26 protein-coding genes are annotated in these 23168 nt (G+C 74.3%); 25 read left to right on the forward strand and 1 reads right to left on the reverse strand.

Annotation, left to right across the window (positions count from 1 at the left end; all coding sequences use genetic code 11):
• Positions 1-45: 45 nt before the first annotated feature.
• The 7 genes from ACFV88_RS32395 to ACFV88_RS32425 all read left to right on the forward strand — a co-directional run bounded on the left by ACFV88_RS32395 (position 46) and on the right by ACFV88_RS32425 (position 6315).
• The gene (locus ACFV88_RS32395) at positions 46-804 is read left to right on the forward strand and encodes a hypothetical protein (RefSeq protein WP_385495681.1); all 759 of its coding nucleotides are present in this window, start codon (positions 46-48) and stop codon (positions 802-804) included.
• Positions 805-906: 102 nt separating this feature from the next.
• On the forward strand, positions 907-2427 hold the full coding sequence (locus tag ACFV88_RS32400; RefSeq protein WP_385495682.1) for a hypothetical protein: 1521 nt from the start codon (positions 907-909) through the stop codon (positions 2425-2427).
• Between the two features lie 429 nt (positions 2428-2856).
• Entirely contained in the window at positions 2857-4293 is a 1437-nt protein-coding gene (locus tag ACFV88_RS32405) for a sensor histidine kinase (RefSeq protein WP_385495683.1), read from the forward strand.
• Positions 4290-4694: a roadblock/LC7 domain-containing protein gene (locus tag ACFV88_RS32410; protein WP_385495684.1), complete on the forward strand. Its 405-nt coding sequence runs from the start codon at positions 4290-4292 to the stop codon at positions 4692-4694. Before ACFV88_RS32405 ends, ACFV88_RS32410 begins: the two co-directional genes overlap by 4 nt.
• A gap of 1 nt (position 4695) precedes the next feature.
• On the forward strand, positions 4696-5070 hold the full coding sequence (locus ACFV88_RS32415; protein ID WP_385495685.1) for a DUF742 domain-containing protein: 375 nt from the start codon (positions 4696-4698) through the stop codon (positions 5068-5070).
• A 1-nt stretch (position 5071) separates the two neighbouring features.
• Positions 5072-5644 carry an ATP/GTP-binding protein gene (locus tag ACFV88_RS32420; protein ID WP_385495686.1) on the forward strand — a complete coding sequence of 191 codons (573 nt, stop codon included), beginning with the start codon at positions 5072-5074 and terminating at the stop codon, positions 5642-5644.
• Positions 5644-6315, forward strand: coding sequence for a GAF domain-containing protein (locus ACFV88_RS32425; protein ID WP_385495687.1), 672 nt, complete (start codon positions 5644-5646; stop codon positions 6313-6315). Before ACFV88_RS32420 ends, ACFV88_RS32425 begins: the two co-directional genes overlap by 1 nt.
• Here the strand turns inward: ACFV88_RS32425 and ACFV88_RS32430 are convergent.
• Positions 6238-7515, reverse strand: a complete 1278-nt coding sequence (locus ACFV88_RS32430; protein WP_385495688.1) for an acyl-CoA dehydrogenase family protein — start codon at positions 7513-7515, stop codon at positions 6238-6240. The genes ACFV88_RS32425 and ACFV88_RS32430 overlap by 78 nt on opposite strands.
• 410 nt (positions 7516-7925) lie before the next feature.
• On the opposite strand from ACFV88_RS32430, the gene ACFV88_RS32435 reads away from it, so the two are divergent.
• The 18 genes from ACFV88_RS32435 to ACFV88_RS32520 all read left to right on the forward strand — a co-directional run.
• Positions 7926-8480: a hypothetical protein gene (locus ACFV88_RS32435; RefSeq protein WP_385495689.1), complete on the forward strand. Its 555-nt coding sequence runs from the start codon at positions 7926-7928 to the stop codon at positions 8478-8480.
• Entirely contained in the window at positions 8477-8920 is a 444-nt protein-coding gene (locus ACFV88_RS32440; protein ID WP_385495690.1) for a hypothetical protein, read from the forward strand. Before ACFV88_RS32435 ends, ACFV88_RS32440 begins: the two co-directional genes overlap by 4 nt.
• Positions 8917-9333 (forward strand): NUDIX hydrolase, encoded by a 417-nt coding sequence (locus ACFV88_RS32445; protein WP_385495691.1) that lies wholly within the window; start codon positions 8917-8919, stop codon positions 9331-9333. Before ACFV88_RS32440 ends, ACFV88_RS32445 begins: the two co-directional genes overlap by 4 nt.
• Positions 9330-9782 carry a hypothetical protein gene (locus tag ACFV88_RS32450; protein WP_385495692.1) on the forward strand — a complete coding sequence of 151 codons (453 nt, stop codon included), beginning with the start codon at positions 9330-9332 and terminating at the stop codon, positions 9780-9782. The genes ACFV88_RS32445 and ACFV88_RS32450 overlap by 4 nt, the downstream gene beginning before the upstream one ends.
• Positions 9783-9856: 74 nt before the next feature.
• Positions 9857-10723: an SAM-dependent methyltransferase gene (locus ACFV88_RS32455; RefSeq protein ID WP_385495693.1), complete on the forward strand. Its 867-nt coding sequence runs from the start codon at positions 9857-9859 to the stop codon at positions 10721-10723.
• Positions 10720-11187, forward strand: a complete 468-nt coding sequence (locus ACFV88_RS32460) for a LuxR C-terminal-related transcriptional regulator (RefSeq protein WP_385495694.1) — start codon at positions 10720-10722, stop codon at positions 11185-11187. Before ACFV88_RS32455 ends, ACFV88_RS32460 begins: the two co-directional genes overlap by 4 nt.
• Positions 11184-11372, forward strand: coding sequence for a hypothetical protein (locus ACFV88_RS32465; protein ID WP_385495695.1), 189 nt, complete (start codon positions 11184-11186; stop codon positions 11370-11372). The genes ACFV88_RS32460 and ACFV88_RS32465 overlap by 4 nt, the downstream gene beginning before the upstream one ends.
• 2 nt (positions 11373-11374) lie before the next feature.
• Positions 11375-11761 (forward strand): STAS domain-containing protein, encoded by a 387-nt coding sequence (locus ACFV88_RS32470; RefSeq protein WP_385495696.1) that lies wholly within the window; start codon positions 11375-11377, stop codon positions 11759-11761.
• The gene (locus ACFV88_RS32475; protein ID WP_385495697.1) at positions 11758-12813 is read left to right on the forward strand and encodes an NUDIX domain-containing protein; all 1056 of its coding nucleotides are present in this window, start codon (positions 11758-11760) and stop codon (positions 12811-12813) included. The genes ACFV88_RS32470 and ACFV88_RS32475 overlap by 4 nt, the downstream gene beginning before the upstream one ends.
• Positions 12813-13190 (forward strand): hypothetical protein, encoded by a 378-nt coding sequence (locus ACFV88_RS32480; RefSeq protein ID WP_385495698.1) that lies wholly within the window; start codon positions 12813-12815, stop codon positions 13188-13190. The genes ACFV88_RS32475 and ACFV88_RS32480 overlap by 1 nt, the downstream gene beginning before the upstream one ends.
• Positions 13187-13915, forward strand: a complete 729-nt coding sequence (locus ACFV88_RS32485) for a hypothetical protein (protein WP_385495699.1) — start codon at positions 13187-13189, stop codon at positions 13913-13915. The genes ACFV88_RS32480 and ACFV88_RS32485 overlap by 4 nt, the downstream gene beginning before the upstream one ends.
• Positions 13916-14835: 920 nt before the next feature.
• On the forward strand, positions 14836-16707 hold the full coding sequence (locus tag ACFV88_RS32490) for a glycoside hydrolase family 15 protein (protein WP_385495709.1): 1872 nt from the start codon (positions 14836-14838) through the stop codon (positions 16705-16707).
• Positions 16704-17546 (forward strand): helix-turn-helix domain-containing protein, encoded by an 843-nt coding sequence (locus ACFV88_RS32495; RefSeq protein WP_385495700.1) that lies wholly within the window; start codon positions 16704-16706, stop codon positions 17544-17546. The genes ACFV88_RS32490 and ACFV88_RS32495 overlap by 4 nt, the downstream gene beginning before the upstream one ends.
• An 89-nt stretch (positions 17547-17635) precedes the next feature.
• Positions 17636-18889: a hypothetical protein gene (locus ACFV88_RS32500; RefSeq protein WP_385495701.1), complete on the forward strand. Its 1254-nt coding sequence runs from the start codon at positions 17636-17638 to the stop codon at positions 18887-18889.
• A gap of 157 nt (positions 18890-19046) precedes the next feature.
• The gene (locus tag ACFV88_RS32505; protein WP_385495702.1) at positions 19047-20027 is read left to right on the forward strand and encodes an endonuclease/exonuclease/phosphatase family protein; all 981 of its coding nucleotides are present in this window, start codon (positions 19047-19049) and stop codon (positions 20025-20027) included.
• Positions 20024-21346, forward strand: a complete 1323-nt coding sequence (locus ACFV88_RS32510; protein WP_385495703.1) for a hypothetical protein — start codon at positions 20024-20026, stop codon at positions 21344-21346. Before ACFV88_RS32505 ends, ACFV88_RS32510 begins: the two co-directional genes overlap by 4 nt.
• Positions 21343-22665 carry an MFS transporter gene (locus tag ACFV88_RS32515; RefSeq protein ID WP_385495704.1) on the forward strand — a complete coding sequence of 441 codons (1323 nt, stop codon included), beginning with the start codon at positions 21343-21345 and terminating at the stop codon, positions 22663-22665. The genes ACFV88_RS32510 and ACFV88_RS32515 overlap by 4 nt, the downstream gene beginning before the upstream one ends.
• A gap of 134 nt (positions 22666-22799) precedes the next feature.
• Positions 22800-23168 (forward strand): ATP-binding cassette domain-containing protein (locus tag ACFV88_RS32520; protein WP_385495705.1); only part of this gene is annotated, 369 nt, incomplete at its 3' end.

Here is a 23168-nt window from a genome sequence, read left to right on the forward strand (position 1 = left end):
AACTTTCCCATTCGACGCACCTTTCGCACCAGTTTGGAGTGGTTCATGTCTGCGGACTTCGGAAGGTGTCCGGGACCGTGCGGCAAGGGATGGATCCGCCGTCTCCTGGTCCGGTCCGCCCGTACGGTCACCGGCCCGGTGTGCGGCGGCGAACCCGTCGGCCGGGGCGCCGCCCCCGCCGCGCGCGCGGTCGAGCCCCGGGGACCGGAGCCGGCCGTGGCGACGGGAGACCTGTGGGAGGTGCGCCCGGACGACTGGGCGGCAGCGCGCGCCGCGTGCCGCCGCCTGCCGGACCGGCAGCCGCTGAATCCGGCGCTCGTGACGGATCTGACCGGCCGGGCGCAGTCCGCGAGGGCCTGGCGGGTCACCGCCAAGGACGATGACGGGACGACGTCCGCGCGGGCCGCTCTGGACGCCTCCCACCTGCTGGCACTGCGGCGGATCGTCCAGGTCCATGGGTGGCCGGGATACCGACTGGTCGGGAGCGAGGGGTCGCTGGCGGCCCTGGAGCTCGCGCTGCTGTGCGGGACTGGCCCGTTCCTGCGGCGGCTGTTGCGGCTCATAGAGGTCCCGTTGCGGACCGGGGACGTGGCGCCGCTGTTCCGGACGCTGCTGCACGACCGCGCGTGCGTGCTCGATGGGCAGCGCCAGTGGTCCGGGACTCAGCAGCATGCCGGGGCCGCCCGGCGGGGCGCACTGTGGCCGGTGGAGGAACCCGACCTGGTGGATCTGCGCCGCGGAGCAGCGGGGTTGAGGCCCCTGCCCCGCCTGACGCCGACGCCGGCGGAGCTCACCCCCTTCTGAGCCCGGACCCCGGTTGCTCACGTTCGCGCCCGCCCCCCTGCCCGGTATGTCTGTTCGATTCGTGATTGCTCCCGTTCGGGGAGAGAGAGGAAGCGCCTGCTCATGTCCGTGGAGCCGACGGGTGCGCCGACGCTGCTGCATGTGCTGCTGGAGAAGTACGGCTGGCTGCCCCACAAGGTTTTCATCACCCGGTTCCGCGAGGCGGGGAACGAGGCCGCGCGGAAGTTCGGTGACGACGAACTCCGCGGTCTGGACGTCGACGAGACAACGTACCGGCGGTGGCGCCAGGGAACGCAGCTGCCGAACCGGCAGTACGCGACGGTGCTGGAGCATCTCTTCGGGACCGACGTGGCTTTGCTGTGCCGGCCGGAGAGCGGAGGCCGGCACTTCCCCGAGGCGCGGCGTCTGCACGCGCGTTCGCTGGGCGCCGCGCACCGGGTGGACCGGGCGATACCGGCCTCGTCGCTGTTCCTCGGCGCGCCGCCGCCGGGAAACGGGGGGATGTGGTTCCTCAACGCCGCGGGTGACGCGGTGTTCGACGGGACCCAGGTGGCGACGGCGCCGGCCGAGGCGGCACCCGCTGTCGACGCGGTTGTCGTCGGGGCGGAGGACTTGGTCCATGTCCGCGCCTTCGCCCGGGCGGCGCGGCGCGGGATGCTGGTCGGCTGCCTCGGGCGGCGCGGCGGGGACGACCTGTTCCTGATGGACTCGGTGGCCGCGCGCCGGGCGGCACGCCCGGCGTTCGTGCGTGAGCTGGTGATTCCGCGGGCGTTCCGGCTCGATGCGCTGACGTTCGCGCTGGTGTGGGCGGTCGTCAACCTCGACGACTGGCTGCAGGCCGACGCCGCGGCGCTGACGCACGAGCGGGAGCGGCTTCAGCAGCGGCCCGGGCAGGAGGCGGGGCTGGCTAGGTGGGCGGTTCCGGATCTGTCGTCGCCGGCTGCGGTGTGGCTGGGCTCGCACGTGTGCGCCGGGCACGCGATGCGGCACCTTGAGGACGCGGGCGGGGCGGCGCAGGTGTGGTCGCAGGTCAGCGGCGGGTCGGAGGCGGCGGGGTGGCTGCTGTTCAGGGACCGGCACCGGCTCCTGGACCGGATCCTGCCCGGCGGGCCGGGGACGGACGGGGCGCTAGGGCATCTGGCGCTGTGTCTGCCGGAGACGGCGGTGAAGGCCGCCGAGGTGTACAAGCGGATACTGCTGCTGCTGTTCGCCGCGATGCTGGAATCCCGGGGGATGGCCGTGGCGGTGTCGGACGACACCTCGTACGCGGCGGTGGACGAGGTTGTCGTGGTGCCCGGTGAGCGGGCGATCGTGGGGAACTGGTTGCCGCGCGGCGATGTCGTGTGCTCGGCCGGGACGGTCGGCGACCGCGGCCGGGTGGACCTGTACACGGGCGTGATCGCCGATACTCGGGACCGCAGCGTCATCGCGGACGCCACCGGGGCGGGGCGGCTTCGCGCGCTGGCGCGGTATCTGGATCTGGACTGGGCTTGGGTGACGGGGCGGTGCCGGGAGATGGCCGCGCAGCCGCTGTCGGACCTGGTCGGTCCGCGCAGCCATCTGCTGGATCTGGCCGGGGTGGAACAGGCCCTGCGGACGCTCGGCGCCCCGGGGCAGGGATGACCTGCCGGGTGCTCGACCGCGGCCGGTCGCCGGCGACCTCTGAGCGGGCGCGGTACCCGTCGCCGGTGCTCCGGTCCCTGAGCGCGGCCGGTCCCCACCAGCGGGGACCGGCCGGTCCAGGCCCGGGACGGGCATGCGGTCGACGGGCGGGGCGACTGGTTTCCCGGTGGCGGCGACGGCCGTTGCGCTGCTGTAGTGCTGGCCCGGCCCCGCGCCGACGGCCGGCGCGCCCGTCCGCCGCCCCTGCTGCGGGCACGCGGTTCCTTGTCCGCTTCTCTCTTCGTCGTCTGTCGAGGCATGTGATGAACCCAGTCCTTCTCGTCCGGGTGCTCCCCGGCGGCGCGGCATCCCGCCGCACTGTTCTCCGCCGCCCGGGGGGCGAAGGTGGGTGAGCGGCGTGCCCGGCACCGCCGGAAAGACGGGGAGCAAGTGCCGCACCTGATACGGGCCGTGGCGGGTCCGGGGCTGTGCGCGCTGACCGCATCGACGGCGGTCGCGGGCGTGTCGGTGGCGGCTCCCGGGATGCTCGCGCCGACGGCGGCGTGGGCGCTCGCGGTGGGGCTGAACTCGGCCGGGTTTCTGGTGTCGTGGCGGCGAGCGGTGGCGGTCCGCGCGCCGGACCCGGGCTCCGTGCTGCGCCGTGTCCTGCGGACGGCCGAGGAGGGGCGGCGCGAGCTGGCGGCCGCCGCCGACCGGATCCGCTCCGGCCACGTCGTGCCCGTTCCGCTTCCGTGGCCGATCCCCGGGGGAACGGGGGCCGAAGCCGAAGCGGTGCGGGTGCTGACGGCGTACCGGAACGAGATCGGCGCAGTGCTGACCGCCGCCGTGTCGGGGCAGCAGAGCGCGGCGGTCGCCTCCGGACAGCAGGTGGGGCTCCTCGTCCTCATCGCACGGCGTCAGCAGCAGCTCGTCCAGCGGGCCTTGGACCAAATTGACGTGATCGAACGGGATGTCGAGGACCCGGACGAGCTGCTGCGAATCCATCGACTCGACAATTTGGTCACCATGCTGCGCCGGTTCACGGAGAACCTGGGGACGCTGGGCGGGGCGAGCCCGAGGCAGATCAGGACCCCGGTGGAGGTCCAGGCCGTGCTGCGGATGGCGATCGCCGAGACCGCGCACTTTGCCCGGGCCCAGGTCCGCGCCTTCCCGGCGGGAACGGTCCCCGGCTACGCGTCCGTGGAGATCACCCACCTGCTCGCCGAACTCGTGGAGAACGCGGCCGCCTACTCCCCGCCGGAGACGAAGGTGGACATCAGCGCCGGACGGGCCGAGGACGGTGCTCTGGCCGTCCTCATCCGCGACCGGGCCCTGGCCCTGAGCGACGCGAAGCTGGACCGGATCAACCACCTGCTCAGCCACGGGGACCCCGACATCACTGCCCAGCTGGGCAGCGGCCAGATGGGACTGGTCGTCGTCGCCCGCATCGCCCACCGCCGGCGGATCACGGTACGCCTGGACCGCACCCCGCACGGCCACGAGGCAACCGTCGTCCTGCCCCCGGACCTGTTCACCCCCGCGTCACACGACGAAACCCCCACCCCCGCCCCCACGCCGGCGCCGGGGACGGGGGCGGCCCGGGCACGGGCTTACATCGCCGGGCCTTCGGGATCCGGCGCAGCGTTCGGACCGCGCCCCTCGCCCGCGGCCGCGCCCTCCGGCAGGGCGGCGACTCCGGGACGCCAGGCCCTGCCGGTCCGCAGCCCCCGTGCCCGGGCCGCCCCGGCGCCCGCCGCGGGCGGGCCCGGGCCCGCCGGGGGCCGCGGCCTTCCGGACATGGCCCGGTCCGCCGCGCTCACCAAGATCCTTCACGACCGCCCTTCCACATCCCCCGGCCCCGCCAACACCCCAGGAGCAGACCTGTGACCGAGAAGCCCGACTGGCTGCTGAAGTCCTTCGCTGAGGAGAACCCCGGCACCATCGCCGTCGTCCTCACCAGCAGCGACGGCCTCCTCATGGCCAGCCACGGCCTGGAGCGGGACAGCGCGGAACGCGTCGGCGCCATGGTCTCCGGCAGTGCCGCCCTGGGCCGGAGCCTCGGCCAAATCCCTGGCCTGGAGTCCCCCCAGGGCACGCACTTCGAGCAGATGACGGTCTGCCACGGCGGCCTGTGGATGCTGGTCGGCCACGCCGGTAAGGAAACGTATCTCGCCGTCCTCACCGTCCCGGACGCCGACATCGCCCCCATCGCCCACGCGATGACCCGCCTCAGCGACCGTCTGTACGAGCATCTCTCCACCAAGCCCCGTACCAGCACGGCGCACTGACATGGCGTCCCACCGGCGGCCCTGGGTCGAGGAGGACACGGCCTCCTTGCGGCCCTACGCCGTCACCCGGGGCCGCACCAGCGCACCGCACCATCTGGGCCGTGACTCGATCGTCGTCACCAACATCCAGGTGAGACCGGCCTCCGGTCTCCAGCCCGAGGAGGACGCCATCCTGCGCCTGGCCGCCGAGGGCCCCGTGCCGGTGGCGGAGCTGGCCGGACGCCTGCGGCTGCCGGTGCAGACCGTCAAGATCCTCGTCGGCGACCTCCTCGGCTTCCACTACCTGATCCTGGCCGTGTCCGACCTGCGGGCCGACACCGACACCGGCAACCACGCCACCTTGGAGCGCGTCCTTGCGGGCCTTCGCAGATTATGAGATGACTGCCGCCCGGCTGGTGATCGGCGGACCCTACGGTGTTGGGAAGACCACCTTTGTCGGCGCCGCCAGCGAGATCGACCCGCTGCGGACCGACGCCACCGTCACCGACGCCAGCACCACCACCGACCGGCTCCTGGACCCGCACAAGACGACCACCACCACCCTGATGGACTTCGGCCGCCTCACCTTCCCCGACCAGCGCACCATGCTGCTGCTGTACGGGGTGCCGGGGCAGGACCGCTTCCGGTTCCTGTGGGACCACCTGATGGGCCCGGCGATCGGCGCGATCGTCCTGGTCGACACCCGCGACCTGAACGCCTCCTTCGGATCGCTGGACTTCTTCGAAAGCAGCGGCCGGCCGTTCCTGGTAGCCGTGAACCACTTCGCCGGCTCCGACCGCTACACCACCGGCGAGATCCGCCACGCCCTGCAACTACCCGACCACGTGCCGCTGCTGGAGTGCGACGCCCGCTCCCGCGCCTCCGCCCGCGACGTCCTGATCGCCTTCGTCCACCACGCCCTCACCACCCAGCCCGCCACCCTCGCACCCAGCCCCGGGAGACCCTTCTGATGCCCGCCGACATCGACCCGCGCACCGGCCAGGCCCACCTGCGCGCCCTGAACGACGGCACCCCGCTGCGCGAAGCCCGCCTCACCGCACTCGGCCTCGACCCCACAGCCGTGTACCCGGCGTTCGACGCCTTCGCCGCAGAGCTCGCCGCCCGGCTCCAGATGCCGTACGCCATGTTCAACCTCATCGGCCGCCGGCAGGTGTTCGTCGGGCTGTTCGCCGCCAGCCACGACGAGGACGGCCACCCGCTGCCTCCCGTGGGCCGCACGATGGACCTGGAGCACGGCTTCTGCCCGGCCGTCGTCGACCGGCGCAAGGCACTGCCCCTGCCGGACGTGTGCGCGAGCTCCCGCTTCGCGGGCAATCCCGTCGTCGACCGGATCGGGATCCGCGCCTACGCCGGCGCGCCGCTGATCGACCCCACGTCCGGAGAGCCGATCGGGACGGTGTGCGGCGTCGACGTCCGGCCGCACTCCATGGAGCGCGGCCGATACCTCCTGGATACCGTCAACGCGGCCGCCCGGACCGCACTCGCACTGCTCCTCGAACACCCCGCCCGTCCGCTGACCGGCGACGGCCCCCAGCCTGTACCGCTATCCGATCACCGCAGGGACACGGGTGTCCTCCTGGACGGCGGACGCCCCCAGCCCGTCTCCCGCGAGTTGCCCTGACCACGGCGCCCGGCCGAGCCCCAGCGCGGACTCCGCCAGCCTGAGCACTTGAACATCCGATGTTCCCGCCGGCGCGAACATCAGCATGCTGTCGCGGAGATACCGCTCCACGGGCCTGTCCGTGAACAGGCCCACCGAGGCATGGATCTCCATCGCCTCCCGCGCCGAATCGACGGCCGCCTCCGTGTTCACCAGCTTCGCGTTCATCAACTCCGCGTCGCACTCAAGTCCCCGGTCCAAAAGAGCGGCCGCGTGGTAGGCGAGAAGGCGGGCGGTCATCAGACGCGAGGTGATCCGCCCGACCCGCGCCCGCACCACCGCCAGCTCGTGCAGCGGCTTCCCGTACCGCACCCGCTCCTTCACGAACACACCGACCTCATCGGCGATCGCCTGGTGGATACCCAGGGACACCGCCGTCAAATTCGGCCGCCCATACAGGGTGCTGGACGCGTAGGCGACTCTCAAGCCCGCTCCCTCGTTGCCGATCCGGTTCTTCACCGGCACCCGGCAGCCCTCCAGCACCAGCTCGCCGAAGCTGAACCCGTGCAGCCCGAGTGCCTCGCGCTGCGGCTCCACCCGGCAACCGGGCCGGTCGGCCTCCACCAGGAACGCGGTGAGCCCCTGCGACCCCGGCCCGGTGCGAGCCACCACCCCGTGCAACGTCCCCACATGACTGTTCCCGATGTACACCTTCCGCCCGGTGAGCACATAGGCGTCACCGTCGCGGACCGCACTCGCCTCCATCCCGGCGACGTGCCCGCCCGAGCCGTGCTCGGTGACCGCGATCGTCGGCAGACAGGAGCCTTCCGCGATCCGCGGCAGCCACCGCCGCTTCTGAGACTTCGAACCGAAGTGGATGATCTTCGCTGCACCGAGCTGGGACGCCTGCACCATCGCGCCCATCGCCCCGCTCACCCGCGCCAGTTCCTCGATCACGAGCGTCTTCGCCAGATGCCCCGCGCCCATCCCCCCGTACTCACAGCCAATCGTCACGCCCAGCCAGCCCCGGGCGGCGATCCGCCGCGACAACTCCGCGTGAACCCGACGCGAGGACTCCATCTCCGGTATCAGCGGCGCCACCTCCCGCTCGGCGAACTCCCGCACGTCCTCCCGCAGCCGCCGATGGCGGGCAGTGAGGAACCAGCCGTCCCGCTCCTCATCCTCACAAGGCGATGGTTCCGGCCCGATCAGCGCATCCACGCTGCCATCCCTCCCCCGCACGCGGCGGGACGCTCTCCAGCCGGCGTCCGTGTACCGGCCCGGCACACCGTGCCCCAGACCGGCCGGTCGCCGCACCACCCCTGACCCGTCGACCCACCCGTCGACCCACCACCCCAGACCACCCGACACCCCCAAGAGGCGCCCGACCCGCCCCCGCGCCCTGGCCAGAACCCGCCGTTCCAGCCTGAGTCGACGGGTGAGTCGACGGATCAGGGCGGTGGCGACGACGGGCGCTCCGGGGGCACAGTGTGCTTCCGGCCCGGCGGCGACCCCGTCAACCCCCGTACGGGACCGCACTTCCCCGGGGGAAGTGCGCGCCGCCGGGCCTTTCTCCGGGCGCCCCGCGCCCGCCATGCCTCCCTTCTTTCCCATTGGCTCCTGGAGCCCCCGTGCCCCTTTCCGCCTCCTGCCCCCCGACCGTCCGCGAGCTCCCGCCACTCCCCCGCCTCGACCCCGCGGCACTGCGTCTGCTGCGGCAGGTCGCCGCCGGAGTGCCCGCCCCCGAGATCGCCCAGGGCCTCGGCGTCTCCCCCGTCACGGTCGCCGGCCGGATCACCGCGCTGCGCCGCGACCTTGAGGCACGCAACCGGATCCACGCCGCGTGCCTGGGAGTCCTCCACGGTCTCGTCACCGGCGACCACGTGCCCCTGCCCGTGCGGCGGCCCCGCGTTCGCGACGGCGACCGGTGCTTCCTGGACGCAGCGCTCGGCGGCGCCTCCGCCGCCCGTATCGCCCTTCAGCTAGGCCGCACCAAGAACACCGTGGACAGCGCACTGGCCCGGCTGCGGGACGACTTCACCGCGCGGGACCGCGCCCAGCTCGCCGCGGCCGCGCTGTTGACCGACAGCGTCGACTGCGCCGCCGCCGACCGCCGGTTCCCTGCCTTGCCCCTGTCCGCCTTCACCGCCGGGCATCCGGCCGCCGACTGCGGGAGACAGCCGTGACCCCCACCCCACCGGTACTGATTCCCCCGCCGGGCCTCGCCCCGGATACCGGCCCCGGGCTCCTCGGCGCGGCCTGGAACAGCACCACCCCGGCCCAGATCCGCACCGGACAGCACGCGGACGCCGTCCACCTGCCCGCCGCGCTCGCCGACCCGCTGCTCGCGGAACTGACCCGCCGGACCGGCCCCCCGGGCGCGATCTGGGCCGAGGGCCCCGACCTCTACGTCCTCGTCCCCACTGCGGGGACGCACAACTGGCCGGAGTTCGCCCGCCGCGTCAGCGGCCCCTGGCTCACCCTCCCCGCACACCCCGACCACCCCCAGACCAGGCACCTGCGGTGGGTCCACCACCCCGCCCACGGCTCCGTCCTCACCGACTCCGCCGACCTGCGCACAGCACTCCACACCCTCGCCGAGACCGCCCCCAGAAGGACCCGATGAGCCCGACCACGGCACCGGCGACCGCAGCCGCCCCTACGTCCGGCGGACCCGGCGCCGCCCGGCGCGTTGCGGTCGCGGTGATCACCGACGGCCTCCTGGCACTGACCGTGCTCCGCCGCCGTGCCGAGAAGGACCTGGCCTGGCAGTTCCCCGCCGGAAAGATCGAGCCCGGCATCACCGTCACCGCGGTCGCCTCCCTCGGCGAGCGGGTCCACCCCACGACCGGCGTCCACCTGTCCTACATCGCCTGCACGCTCGCCCCGGACAGCGGCCCGGCCAGCCTCGCCTCCCCGCAGGAGATCAGCGGCGTGGCCTGGATCGAACACGCGAAGCTCCCAGGCCTGTTCGACAGCGACATCTACGAGCCCGTGCTGCGCCACCTCGGCCTCACCCCCAAGGCGGGCAAGCCGTGAACACCTCCCTCCTCGCCACCGCGCCGGCGCCGGAGCGCGACCTGGCGCAGCGTCATCAGGACGCGGCAGCCACGTTGTGCAAGCGGCGGGCCGAGCTGAACCTGGCGGTCGCCGAGCGCGCCGCCGAGCCTTTGCGAATCGAGCTGTACGTCCTGACCCGGCCCGGCGGCGATCCCGCCCCGCAGGCCGCCGAACTCGACCGCCTCGCCGCCCTCTCCTCATGGGAGATCACCGGACGGCACACGGACGACACCGGCGACAGCGACCCCGCCTTCCGGCACGGCTGGGCGCGCGCCGTCCGGGCATGCGGTCCCGGCCGCGCCCACGGCATCGCCGCCGTCAGCCAGGTCGCCGTCAGCCCCCACGCCGACTGGTACAGCCAGGCTCTGGACCAGCTGCACACGGCGGGCGCCGGGCTGTACCTCCTGCGCCCGGAGACCCACCTGTGACCGCCCGCCCGCGCCGCACCCTCGGACCCCGGGGCGCGGCCGGCCCGCCTGCTGAACCCCTACGGAATCCGCACATGCATCCCAACTCCGGCAGCAATCCCATCGCCCCGCCCGGCCCCGAGGACACCCCTGCCGCACACGGCACCCCCCGGCCGGCCTCCACCTCCGCCCGCCTCTACGCCGCCTACCAGGGCGACGGCGACGGAAAGAACGCCTACCCCGGCGACCGCGACGTCGCCGCGAAGATGACTGCGCTCGGCCTCCAACCGGCCCTGATCGCCCGCGCGAACCGGAACTTCGTCGTGCGCACGGTCCGGTACCTGGCCGAGCAGGGCATCCACCAGTTCCTCGACATCGGGTGCGGACTGCCCCCGGAGAACGGGCTGACCACCCAACGGATCGCCGAATCAGTTCACCCCGACACCGCGCGCACCCTGTACGTGGACACCGACCTGGCCGTACTGGCGCACGCCGACGCGCTCATGCGCGGCAGGCGCGAGGACGCGACCGCGGCCGTCCAGGCCGACGTGGCCGACCCCGGCGCCGTCCTGGACCTGATCCCCTCCCACCTCGACCCCGCCCGCCCCATCGGGCTGCTGCTCGCCGCAGTCATGCACTTCGTCGAGGACGACCAGACCGTTCAGGGCTCCGTCCGGCGGCTCACCGGCGGCCTGGCCGCCGGGAGTGCCGTGGTCATCAGTCACATGAGCGACGCCTACGACCCCGAGGCGATGCGGCAGGCCGAGGCGGTCCTCCGGGGAGGCGGAGTCGGGGCCAGGATCCGCCCGGCGGGCATGATCCGGGAGCTCTTCGACGGCCTGGACCTCACGGATCCCGGACTGGTACCCGTCAACCGGTGGCGCCCCGACGACGACGCCGAAGCCGCGTACCCCGTCTCCGACATCCACATCCTCGGCGGCCTCGGAAGGAAGCTCCCGTGAGCGTCCGCAGCCGTCACGAGGACGGCCTGCACACCACCAGCCTCACCACCGCGGAAATCACCGCGCTCGGCCACCTCGCCGAAGGCCGCACGAGGCGCGAGACCGCGACGGCGCTGGGCGTCGCCGAGAGCACCGTCGCCAGCTACCTGACCCGCGCCGGAACCAAGCTGCTGACCACCGGAGCCCCGGCCACCCTGCACGCGGCCCTCGTCGCGAGCCACCTCCCTGCGCCCAACCTCGACGGCTCGCCGCTGGATTTCTCCGACGAGGAACGCCGCCTGTGGCAGACCTTCGCCACCGCCCCCACCAAGACCGCTGCCACCGCCGCGCTGGGCCTGTCGTCGAAGGAGGTCTCCGCACAGCTCGACGCCCTGATGGGCCGTGTCGGAGCCCGGAACCCCATGCACTTCATCGCCCTCGGCCACGCTCACCGGGTCCTCTCCAGGAACGGACCCGCGTCGTGACCCGACCGGCGGCCACCAGCCGCGTCGACCCGAACCCGGACGTCCCCGGCAGCCGCCCCAAGGCCGTGCGGTTCGCTGTTCCGCCGGAGCGACCCGCCCGACCCAGCATGGTGGCCGCAGCCTCAACGCACGGCCTGCGGCGCCGTATCGCCACCGGGGTACTGCAACAGGCGGTACGGGTGTGACCGTGCTGGGCAGCATCACGATCACCAGCGGCGCGCACTGCGGGAGCAGCGTGGTCACCGTCGCCGGGGAGCTCGACGTCTACACCGCTCCCGCCCTGCGCGACCGGCTCGCCGAGGCGTTCGCCGCAGCGGAGCGCGATCTGGTCTGCGACCTCAGCGCCGTGACCTACTTCGACTCCACCGCGATCGGTGTCCTCGTCGGCGCGTTCAAGAAGGTCCGCACCCTGGCCGGGCAGCGGGAGCTGCGGGTGGTCGCCCCCTGCGACCCGGTGCGCAAGGTGCTGCGGCTCACCGGACTCGACCAGGTCATTTTCGTGTACGCGACGACCGCCGAGGCCCTCGCCGCCGTCCCTCCCGCTGCTCCCCCCGCGAAGGACCCCACCCCGTGAACCACCCCGCACCCGCCCCGGACGGCCGGGGCCCGGCACCGCCGCCCACTGCACCGTGTGCCGCCGCCGTCATCAGCCACCAGGACCGGACCCTGCTCGTTCAGCGCCGAGCGCCCCAGGACGAGTTGGTCTGGCAGTTCCCCTCCGTTCGTGTCGCGGACGGGGAGCAGCCGGACCAGGCCGCTGTGCGCGCGGCACGGACGGTGGCCGGCGTGGACGCGGTCGCCCACGGGGTCCTCGGTGACCGGAACCTGCCCAAGGCGGGGCAGAAGCGTGTCTATGTGGGGTGCTTCCTGGCGGAGGACAGCCGCCCGGCGTACCGGGTCGACCCGCAGGAGGTCGCCGGGACGGCCTGGATCACGAACGCAGACGTCGCCGGCTATCTCGCGGGCGCCGTCGACGGCCCGGTACGGAAGTATCTCGGCCTGGACCAGGAGCGACCATCGCCCGCCGCCTGGCAGGGCACGGCCCCGCTGCTTCCGTCCCGTCCAACGCCCCGGTCCCGGAACCTCGGACCCGGCTCGCGGGGCGGCCACCCGGCCCTGTTCCTGCCGTCCGGCGGGGACCGGGGGCTGGCGGTGCTCCGGCACGCCGCCGCCGGGGGCAGCCTGTGGGATGCGGCCCGCGCGCTGGAGGCGGCCTACTGGGATGTGCGGGACGTGCTGTCCCGCACGGTCCGCGGTCTGTGCCCCGAGGAGCCCTTGAAAGGTCCCGTGCCGGTGCCGCAGTGGCTGGTCCGCCCCGTGACCCGCGCGGTGGGCTGCGGGCTGATCACCGCCGAGCACGTCCCAGCGCCCGCCGGGGGCCCGCTGGTCCTCGACGGCGCGAACCAGCAGCTGGCCGAGCTCGCGGCCGACGGGCTGACCGACGTCCAGATCGCCCGCCAGCTGGGCCGCACGGCGGACGAGACCGAACACGCGGTGCGCGCCCTCCAGGACCAGGCCGCCGCCGCGCACCGAGCGCACCTCGCCGCCGTACTTGTGCTCCACTCTCCGGCCCCGTCTTCCGTTCCGGCTGCCCGCCCGCAGCCCCCGCACCGGCAGGACTCCTGATGCCCCAAAGCCGAAACGGCCTCACCCCCACCCGCCCTGCCTACGCCCGCGCCACCGCAGGTGAGCTGCTGATGGTCCTGGCGGAAGGTCGGACGACCATCGAGGCGGCGGACCATCTGCGCGTCCCGGTCGGCGACGTGAAGGTGCTCCCCACCAGGGCCGCGGTCCGGTACGGCGTCCGTGCCCGGCCCGCGCTCGCCACCCGCTCCGAGACCGCGGCCATCGCGCACGCCGCCGGGCTCGCCCCACGCGACCTCCCGGCCCGCATATCCCGGCTCCGCGTACGGGCCGGAGCCCGAACCACCACCCAACTCGTCGCCCTCGGCCACCCCCTGAAGGTGCTGACCGCCCGCCCGATCCCGGAGCCGGTGCGATGACCCGGCCCGCCGAACCGGCGCCGGCCCGTGTGCTCCTCGGAGCGCTGGAGGACCGGCAGTGGGATCCGGTGACCCACCCCCACCCAGCCGACTGGTACAGCACCGGCCTCGCCGTCACCCTGACCCGCGCGGACGGCACCCTGGCCGGGGTGCGGCTCGACCGGTTCACCCCGGGCCGGGCCCCTGTTCTCGAACAGGCCCTGCGGCAGCGGCACATAGAGGTGCAGGTGGGCGTCACCGAGCCGTACGTCCGGGGTCCGCGGCTGACGCTGACGTGCCCGCGGGCCATGACGCGGCTCGCGGACCTGGTGTGGTCGGAGATGCCGGAGCCCCACCAGGTCGCGGGCGAGCTGCGGGCGGCGCTCATCTCGGTCGGCCGACGCCGTCCACCGGTGCTCGCGCCCGTCCGTCCCCGCGTACGGGGCAACCAGGTCGAGATCGGCTCCCTGACCGTTCCCCAGGCTATTGCCCTCCAGCGCGCCCTCGGCGGACCGTCGTTCCAGTACTCGGACTGGCGGCGGCTCGACGCGCTGCGGCGCCTGGTCCAGGGCCGGGTGCGGCCGGTGATGCCCGGCGTGACCGTGACCGCCGCGCCCGGGTGCGCCCGGCACGCCTGCCCGGACGAGATCCGCATCGGGCCCGCCCCGCTCGGCCACATCCGCGCCCTGACCGGCCGCCTCACCACCGCGGCCACCCGGGGAAAGCGGCGCGGGGGTACACGGTGACCGCCCGGGGCGCGCCCGTCTACGCCAACGATCCGGCCGGTACCGGGCGGAGCCTGCGACGGCTGTCCGGTCTGACGCGGGAGGCCGCCCTGCGCGGGTACCACGTCCTGGCCGCCGTCGCCGACAGCTCCGGCAAGCCGGTACGGGGGCGCACGGGCATACGGGCGGTGGAGCACTTCCTGCCGCACGCCGATCTCCTGCTGGCGCCCTCCGATCTCGGGGCCGGCGCGGAGCACGGGAAGTTCCGGCAGTGGCTGGACCGGCGCGATGTCACGGTCGCCACCCTGCACCCGAAGCCCGGGACCGCCCAGTCCGTGCTCCGCCACCACGGCGGCCTGACCGGGGCCGCGCCGCCGACGGTCCCCTGCCGTCCCGGAACGCCGGACCGGCGCCTCCTCCACGCCGTCGTCCCCGCGGAACTCGGCCACATCCCCGCCCTGACACAGTGCGCGCGGGACTTTCTGACGTGGGCGTTCCGCCGTGACCGCACCGGAGGGCTCGTCCTCGCCCTCCACGAGCTGGCCACCCACTGCATCACCTACACCACCGACCCCGGGGCCTGCTTGAGGGTGACCCTCGAACACCGCCCGGGCGAGGTCCTGGTCCGGCTCCGCTGCCCGGCGACCGCTCCGCTGCCCGTCGCGCCGCTGACCCTGGTCAACCGCCACGCGACCGCGTGGGGCTCCACCACCCGGCAGGGGCAGGGCCGGAACACCTGGATGCGCATACCCGTCCATCACGGCCCACGGCAGCCCGTGGCCGGACGGCGTCCCCGCCCCGGCACCGGTCCCGGCGTGAACATCCACGGCCCGCACGGGCCGGACCCGCCGCCCGCATCCTCCTTGCCACCCCCTCGTCTTCTCCCCCCCTTTTTTTCACCCCGGCGCCGTCCGCCCAGAACCCTGAAAGAAGCACCACCCATGGCCTTGATAGAGGACTACGCGATCGTCGGCGGGATGCGCACCGCCGCCCTGATCTCGCGCACCGGCACAGTGGAATGGCTGTGCCTGCCGCGGTTCGACTCGGCGGCTGTCTTCGCCCGCCTCCTGGGCAGGCCGGAGCACGGCGGCTGGACCCTCGGCCCCGTCGTCCCGGAAGACGGTGCCCCCCTGGCCGCGTCCCGGCGCCGCTACCGCGCCGACAGCCTCGTCTTGGAGACGGAGTGGGACGCCCCGGACGGCACCGTACGCGTCACCGACTTCATGCCCCCGCACACCGGAGACCGGAACGAACCGCCGCGGCTGGTACGGATCGTCGAAGGCGTCACCGGCCGCGTCCCGATGCGGTCCGTGCTGCGCCCGCGCCCCGGCTACGGCACGGTCGTGCCCTGGATCCGTGCCGAGGGAGAACGGTTCGCGGCCCTGGCAGGCCCCGACGCGCTGTGGCTGGACGCCGAACCCCCCACCACTGAGCAGGCCGGGACGCTCGTCTCGGAGTTCACGGTCGCCGAAGGGGCCCGGGTTGCCTTCACGCTGGCGTGGCACTCCTCCCACGCGGGCATCCCGCCGGCGTCCGACCCCCGCGCCGACCTCGCGGCCACCGACGCGTACTGGGAGGACTGGACCGGCCGCTGTACGTACACCGGGCCGGACCGGGACGCGGTGATCCGGTCCCTGATCACCCTCAAAGCCCTCACCTACGCCCCCACCGGGGCGATGGTCGCCGCGCCGACCACCTCGCTGCCGGAGGAGATCGGCGGCGCCCGCAACTGGGACTACCGCTACACATGGCTGCGCGACAGCGCTCTCGCCGTCACCACCCTCGCCCGGTCCGGCTACCTGGACGAGGCACGGGCATGGCGGGACTGGCTGGTGCGCACCGTCGGCGACGACCTGGAGAACCTCCAGATCATGTACGGCATCGCGGGTGAGTGGGACCTCGCCGAGCGGGAGTTGGCGCATTTGCCCGGCTACGAGAGCTCCCTGCCGGTCCGGGTCGGCAACGGCGCCGCCGGACAGCTCCAGCTCGATGTCTTCGGCGAGGTCGCCGACGCGCTCGACGTCGCCCGCCGCCACGGTCTGGAGCCCTGCCCGCGCGCCTCCCGGCTCCAGGTCCGGCTCGCCGCGGTGGTGGAGGCGCGGTGGGCCGAGCCCGACGAAGGGATCTGGGAGGTCCGCGGGCCCCGGAGGCACTTCGTCCACTCGAAGGTGATGGCCTGGGTCGCCCTCGACCGGACCGTCCGGCTGATCGAGTCCGGCGACGCCACCGGCCCGGCCGCCCGGTTCCGGAAGGTGCGGGACGAGATCCACCGCGAGGTGTGCGCCCAGGGGTTCGACCCCGTACGGGGAACCTTCACGCAGTCGTACGGGTCCGCCGAGCTCGACGCGTCCCTCCTCCTCATCCCGGCCATGGGATTCCTGCCGCCCACCGACCCGCGCGTGGTCGGCACCGTGGAGGCCGTCCAGCGCGAGCTTGCCACGAAGGACGGGTTCCTCCTGCGCTACCCCACCCCCGGCCCCGGTGCCGGAGTCGACGGCCTGACCGGGGACGAAGGCGCCTTCCTCGCCTGCTCGTTCTGGCTCGCCGACGCCCTGGCCGCCACCGGCCACGCCAAGGAGGCGCGCGCCCTGTTCGACAGGCTCCTCGCCCTCCGCAACGACGTCGGGCTCCTGGCCGAGGAGTGGGACGCGGGCCTCGGGCGCCAGGTCGGGAACTTCCCGCAGGGCTTCTCGCACTGGTGTCTCAGCGACAGCGCTACCGCGCTCGCCCGGGGCACGGGTCCGGTCATCCCCGGCCAACGCGCGCCCCACCCGGCCGCCACCTCCGTAGCGGGTGCGGGGGCGGCCGTATGACCGGCGTACGCGGAACACCCGAACCCGCGGACGGGACGGAGGCAGCCGCCCCGCCGGCCGCGGGCGGGGCAGTGTCCCTGGCTTCTGCGGGGCTGCACCGGCCGCCGGGGGTGCTGCTTCTCGGCGCGTGGCTGGCCTGGCGCCGCCGGGCGGCGGGGCTCACGGCGCAGGCGGTCGCCCGCGCGCTGGGCCCGGGCTGGACCGGGCGGAAGGTGGAACGCGCCGAGCGCGGGCACGCCGTGCTCAGCGGCGGGGAGGCGCTGGTGTTCGCCTCGGCGGTCGGCATCGAGGACGAGGACGGGCGGATGACCGTGTCCCGTCTCGCCCTGGGCGACGAACCCGCGTTCACCGACGGGCGGCCGGGCTCCGCCGAGCGGCTGGAGGCGGTCGACGCCCGCGACCGCGAGCCGGCCGACTGGGACGAGACCCCGCGCAACCTCCACCACCGCTACCGGGAGACCTGCGCGGGCGGGCCCCTCGGCACCGCCTTCCGCCGAGCCCGGCGCCGTCCCGCCCGGCGAACCCGCCGTGACGGGTGCTGGGGCCGCGGCCCGGCGCGCCGCCTGGTCTGCCCGGGCCGGCACTACGGCGGCTACGACCGCCGGGCCCGCGACCTGCTCACCGGCGCCGGATGGCGCGACGCCCAAGACGAGGTCCCTGCCCTGCGCGCCCCGACCACCGGCCACTGGTACGCCAACGAACGCGTGGACATGCGGCTGGACCAGGGCTATGTGACCGGCGACTTCACCGTCACGGACTACCGCACGTGCGTAAGCCCGGAGCTGAACCGCCTGTCCGATCACCGGCCCGTCGACCTGGTCGTGTCATGGGCCGACTGAACCACCCCGCGGCCTTCCCCGCGCCCGGTCTCCGCACCCCGGCCGGGCACGTTCCCGGGCCGCATTCCCACCCGGAGGACCCGCCCCCCATGCCCGCCCCCACCTCCGCCCACGCCCCGGTCGCCGGCGTCGCGCTGAGTCCGGCGGCGCGGGAGCTGTACCGAGCCCTCGGCGCGCTGCCCGCGGGTCTCGCCGCCGACGCCGACCTCGCCGCCGCAGTGTGCGCCCTGCCCTGGGAGCGGGCGCACACCGCGCTCGACGAACTCGCCGACGCCGATCTCACCGAACCGGTCCGCAACGGCGGCGGCCTGTCCCGGCAGCGGCTCACCCCGGCCGCTCACGCCGCGGCCCGCGCAGCGCAGCCCGACGGCGCGGACGAGCACCGGACCGGTGCGGCGCTGCGGGTGTCTGAGTGGCTGCTCGTGCTCTGCTGTGCCGCCTGGCACCGGAGCCGTCCGGACCGGGGGCTCCTCGTCCCGGCCGCCCCGACTGCCGGGTGGAGGCTGCCGTTCGTCCGGGGGCAGGGGCAGCGGTGGGTCAAGGAACGGCTCGATCTCGTGGAGACGGTCCTCGCGCTCGCCTGGAACGCGGGCTGGGACGGTCTCGTCTGGCAGATCGCGGACGCGCTGTACGTCTACTTCGAGGCGGAGCACCCGCTGCCCCTGTGGCGCGAGAGTGCTCTGCGGGGGCTGGACGCCGCGCGCCGGTGCGGTCATGCGAGTGCGGAGCGGCGGATGCTCCGCTCCCTGGCCGTGGCTCTTGCGGCCGGGGGCGATGAGGAGGCGGCGGCCGGACGGCTGACCGAGCTCGCGCGACTGGCGCGGGCGGACGGCGACCGGGCCGATGAAGCGCGCGCCGCCTACGGGCTGGGGCTCGTCCTTCTCCGGCGCGGCGATCACCCCGGCGCCCGGGACCGTCTCCTCCAGGCCGCGGACCTGTTCGGGCCCACATCCCCGGGCACGGTCGCGGCACTGACCGCCGCGGCCGAAGCCGCCCTCGGTGCCGGGGACGCGGACACGGCAGCCGAAGCGGCCGGCCGGGCCCACACCGCGGCCACCGCATCCGGGGACCCGACAGCGGCGTGGGCGCTCGCCCTGCGCGGGCGCGCCCGCCACCGCCTCGGCAGGCTGGACGCCGCGGTCAAGGACCTGCTCGCGGCACGGGGCGCGACCCCGGCCGCCAGCCGGGAGCGCGAGCACGTCCTGCTCCTCACCTGGCTCGCCGAGGCCCACACAGCCGCCGGGGACACCGGGCGCGCCGAGGTCTGCACCAAGGCGGCCCGCGCCCTCGACGCCGATCCCGCTGGCCCCCAGCTGGCCGACGACCTCGGTCCCCAGCTGTGAACCCCCGCCCCGCCTCCGGCGAAGGGGAACGCCCGCGGGCACCGCCGCGCCCGGCCCCCTGGGGCCACGCCGGTGTTCTCGGCGCCCTGCCCGGGGACGTCCAGCGCCCGACTGCCCGTCACCACCGATCACCCTCACCAGGAGAAGACACAACCCCATGAGCACGACGCCCGCGGACACCACGCTGATCGTGATGAACCTGGAGCACGACGGCGGCCCCGAACCCGCCCCCGGGGTGCTGCCGGAACGGTGGCTCCGCGCCCATCAGGAGATCCTGAAGCCCCGGCAGCCCGACCTGCTGGTCTCCACCGAGATGACGTACTCCCAGTACCGGCCGGGCGCGGAGCCCGGGGTCGTGGCCGCCGCCGACCGCCGCTTCCGCACGGCCCAGGAGATCCTGGGAATGCGCGGGTTCCGCGCGCCGATGGGGCACGGCCGCAACCCCACCGGCGCGTTCGTCCGCGACAGTGTCTTCACCGTGGTGGGCCAGCACGAGCACCCCGGCTACCGCACCCCGCCCACCAACCTCGTCCTCGAACTGGACGGCGTCCCGGGGGTGCCGATCATGGCCATGGGGGTGCACCTCTCCCACTGCTCCCGTTACCAGCGGCGCCTCGAAGCGGACCAGCTCACCACGCTCGCCGACAAGCTCAAACTCCACCGCCCCCACCACCCGGCGCGGGCGGCGTGGATCCTCGGCGACCTCAACGAATACCCCGTGCCGACGGGAGAGCTCGTCGAACCGATCGACTGGACCACGGTCAAGGACGTCACCCACCGCCGTCACCGGGCCGAACCCCAGAGCGACGGAACATGGCGCTCGGCCACCTACGTGGACGAAGTGCTCCACGAATGCGGACTCCACGACCCGGCCCGATGGGCCGCGCGCCGCCTCGGACAGGAAGCGGCACTGGCCGGAACCGCCGGATACGCCGACCCCGACCAGGGAGGGCTCCGCCGGATCGACCGCGTCTACATGGACCCCTGGACCGTGCAGGCGGTGACCGGGGTCGAGGTCATCGACATGACCGGCATCAGCGATCACCACGCGCTCCAGATCACCCTCTCCCGCGCCAAGCTCGTCGAGGCCCTGCGGCGGAGGATCAGCCCGCTCGACCGGTGGGAGCTGGTGAAGTGACCGCCCCCGCCATCACGGACGGCATCCCCGCGGACGGTTCGCCCGCCGCCGTCTACGCCCAGCTGGAGCCGGCATCTCAGCGCGTCTACCGCATCCTCGGCGCCCTGCCCCTCCCGGTACTCGACGCCGAGGTCACCGCCGCGGCCTGCGCTCTCGCCTGGGCCGAGGCCGACTGGATCCTCCAGGTCTTCGAAGAGGAGAAGCTGATCGAACACACCGGGCACCCGGGGGACGCCGACGACCGGTTACCGCGGTACCGGTACACCGAGGCGGCCCGGGCGCACGCGGCAGAGCTGTCCGACGGGGAGGAGGTCGCCGCGCTGGGCCGGCTGGCCGGGTGGATCCTCGTCTGCGCCCGCGCCTCACAGCGCGAACTCGCCCCCCACCAGCTCCAGCCCGGTCTCCCGCCGCCCGGTGCGCATCCGGGCGGAGCCGGGCTGGACTTCCCGTTCCACCCGACCGACCACCCCGCGATTCTGGAGTGGCTGGAACGCCAGGGCGCGAACCTCCCGGCGCTGCTGGCCGCTCTGGAGGAGCGGGGCCGCCGGCCGGATCTGGTCTGGCGCATCGTCGACGGCTGGTGGCCGCTGTTCCAGCGCCGCCGCCCGCATCCGCTGTGGGCGGACGCGCACCGGGCGGGACTGGCCGCCGCCCGCACGGACGGCGACCGCGCCGGGGAGCGCCGGATGCTGCTGTCCGGCGCGATCGGCCTGCTGGACGCCGGGCAACACGGGGAGGCGGCCGACTGGAACACGGCCGCACGGGACGCCGCGCGGACTGAGGGGGATGCCCGCGACGAAGGACAGGCCCTGTACGGGCTGGCCCTAGTCCGCCTCGCCGAACAGCATGTAGAGGACGCGACGGCGCTCGTGGCCCAGGCGCTGACGCAGTGGGAGTCGTGCGGCTACCGGCGCGGGGAAGCGCTCGCCCAGATAGTCCTGGCCCAGTGCGTGATGGGCGATCAGCCCCGGCGAGCCGTCGACCTGCTGACCTGCGCGCGCAAGACCCTGGGCGCCGAGCCCGGTTCCGATCACCACCAGGTCCGGGCTCGGGCGCTGCGCGGCCACGCCCTCCTCCTCGCCGAGGACCCGGCCGCCGCGCTCACCGACCTGGAGACGGCCCAGAGCGAGTTCCCCGACGACGACACCTCAACCTGGCCCACCCGCACCCGGGCCTGGCTGAGCCAGGCCCGGAAGGCCCTGCCGCCCGGCCAGGGGCCCGCCCCCGCGCCGGATGCCCCCGCAACACCTCCGGTGCCGCCCGCCCCCGACCATCCCGGCCCCAGTACCGGGGCCCAGGTGGAGGGGGAGCGCCGGTGACCACCTCCGTCACGGGTACGGCACGGCCCGCGCCACCGGGGCGGGACCGCGTCTTCCTCGCGTACTGCACCGGGCAGGCCGCCTCCTGGGCGGGCTCGGCCGTACACGCCGTCGCGCTCCCCGTCGTCGCCGTCGTTGAACTCGCCGCCACCCCCGGCCAGGTCGCGGTGCTCGCGGCCCTTGTCACCACGCCCGCGTTCCTGTTCTCGTTGCCGGCCGGGGCGATAGCCGATGACCGGCCTAAGCGGACGATCATGATCGCCACTGATCTTGCATCCGCCGCCACCGTAACCGCCGTCCCGCTCTGCTGGGCGTTCGGCGCCCTGACCATGCCGGTGCTGTACGCGGTGACGCTGCTCCTGGGCACGCTGACGGTAGTCCACCAGGCCGCCGCGCTCGCCGCGGTGCCCGAGCTCGTCGCCCCCGAGCGGGTGCCGCAGGCGAACGCGCGCCTTGTCGCGGCGACCTCCGTCGCCGACACCGCGGGCACCGTCGCGGCCACCGCGCTGATCGCCCTGGCCGGAGCGGTCCGGGCGCTCGTGGCGGACGCGGTGTCCTACCTGGTCAGCGCGTGGTGCGCGACCCGGCTGCCGCGCACGCGCCCGGTGAACCCGGACGGCGGGCCGCGCCAGCGGATGGCCCCGGCGATCCGCGGCGGGATCGCCTTCGTGATGGCCCACCCGCTGCTGCGGCCCCAGATGCAATCGCTGTTCGTCTACGGCGTCGCCGAGGGCGTCGTCACGACGTTCTGGGCGTACTGGCTTCTCACCCACGTCGAAGCCGGGAGTGCCGGGCTCGGCCTGATCATGGGCGCGGCCGGGGCCGGAGGGCTCCTCGGCGCGCTGGCAGGCCCCCGTCTCGCCACCCGGTACGGCCCCGGCCCCGTCCTGATCGCCGGGCACCTCGCCTACCCGCTGGGCGGGCTGCTGCTGCTCTGCGCCGACGCGGGTCCCCTGTGGGTGGGGATCCTCACGGCCGGGGCCGCGGTGCAGATGACGGCCGCCGCGGCGGCCGGGACGACCCAGCGAACCCTCCGCCAGCACCTCACCCCGCCAGACCTTCAGTCGCGGGCGCAGCAGACAGCCATGTGGGTTACCTCCGGCGTTCGGCCCTTTGCCGCCCTCGCGGCGGGGGGTCTCGCGGCGGCCACCGAGGTCCGCACGGCGTTGATGGCCGGAGTGATCCTCCATGTGATCCCCGCCTCGATCCTCTACTTCTCGCCGCTGCGGCGTCTGACCGTCATGCCCGCGCCTCCCCCACCGGCCCGGGGAGCGGGGGCTCCCTCGGTACGAACTGCCCGTCCTGAGGAAAACACGTGAGGTTGTCGGGAACAGAGCCGGTCAGCGCGAGCACCGGCCGCTGCCGGCCGTACCCGTCTGTGGCAACGCCACGACCCTGGCCTGACCCACCTCACTCTCGTTGCCGCAGCCGCGGCGGATTGCGCACCCCTTTCATGGCTCTCGTGTTTCGTGATCTTTCCTTTCGCTACCACCGGAACGCGGAGGTGTTCTCCGGCCTGAACCTGTGCCTCGCGGGTCCGTCCACGGTGCTGCTCGGACCCAACGGCGCCGGCAAGTCGACCCTGATGGCGCTCGCCGCCTCGCAGTTGCGTCCCCTGCGCGGGGCGGTCAGCTGGGCGGACGCGGCGCCCACCGGTCGACGGGCCACGGCCCGGTACCGGCGGGCGGTCGCCTGGATTCCCCAACAGGTCACCGCAGTACCCGAACTGACGGTCCGGGAGCAGGTCGCGTACGCGGGGTGGCTGAAGGGCCTGTCGCGCGGGTCGGCGTGGGAGGCGTCGAGTCGGGCGCTGGAGCGGGTG

Origin of the sequence: Streptomyces sp. NPDC059816, assembly GCF_042732055.1 — a bacterium.
GTDB lineage: Bacteria > Actinomycetota > Actinomycetes > Streptomycetales > Streptomycetaceae > Streptomyces.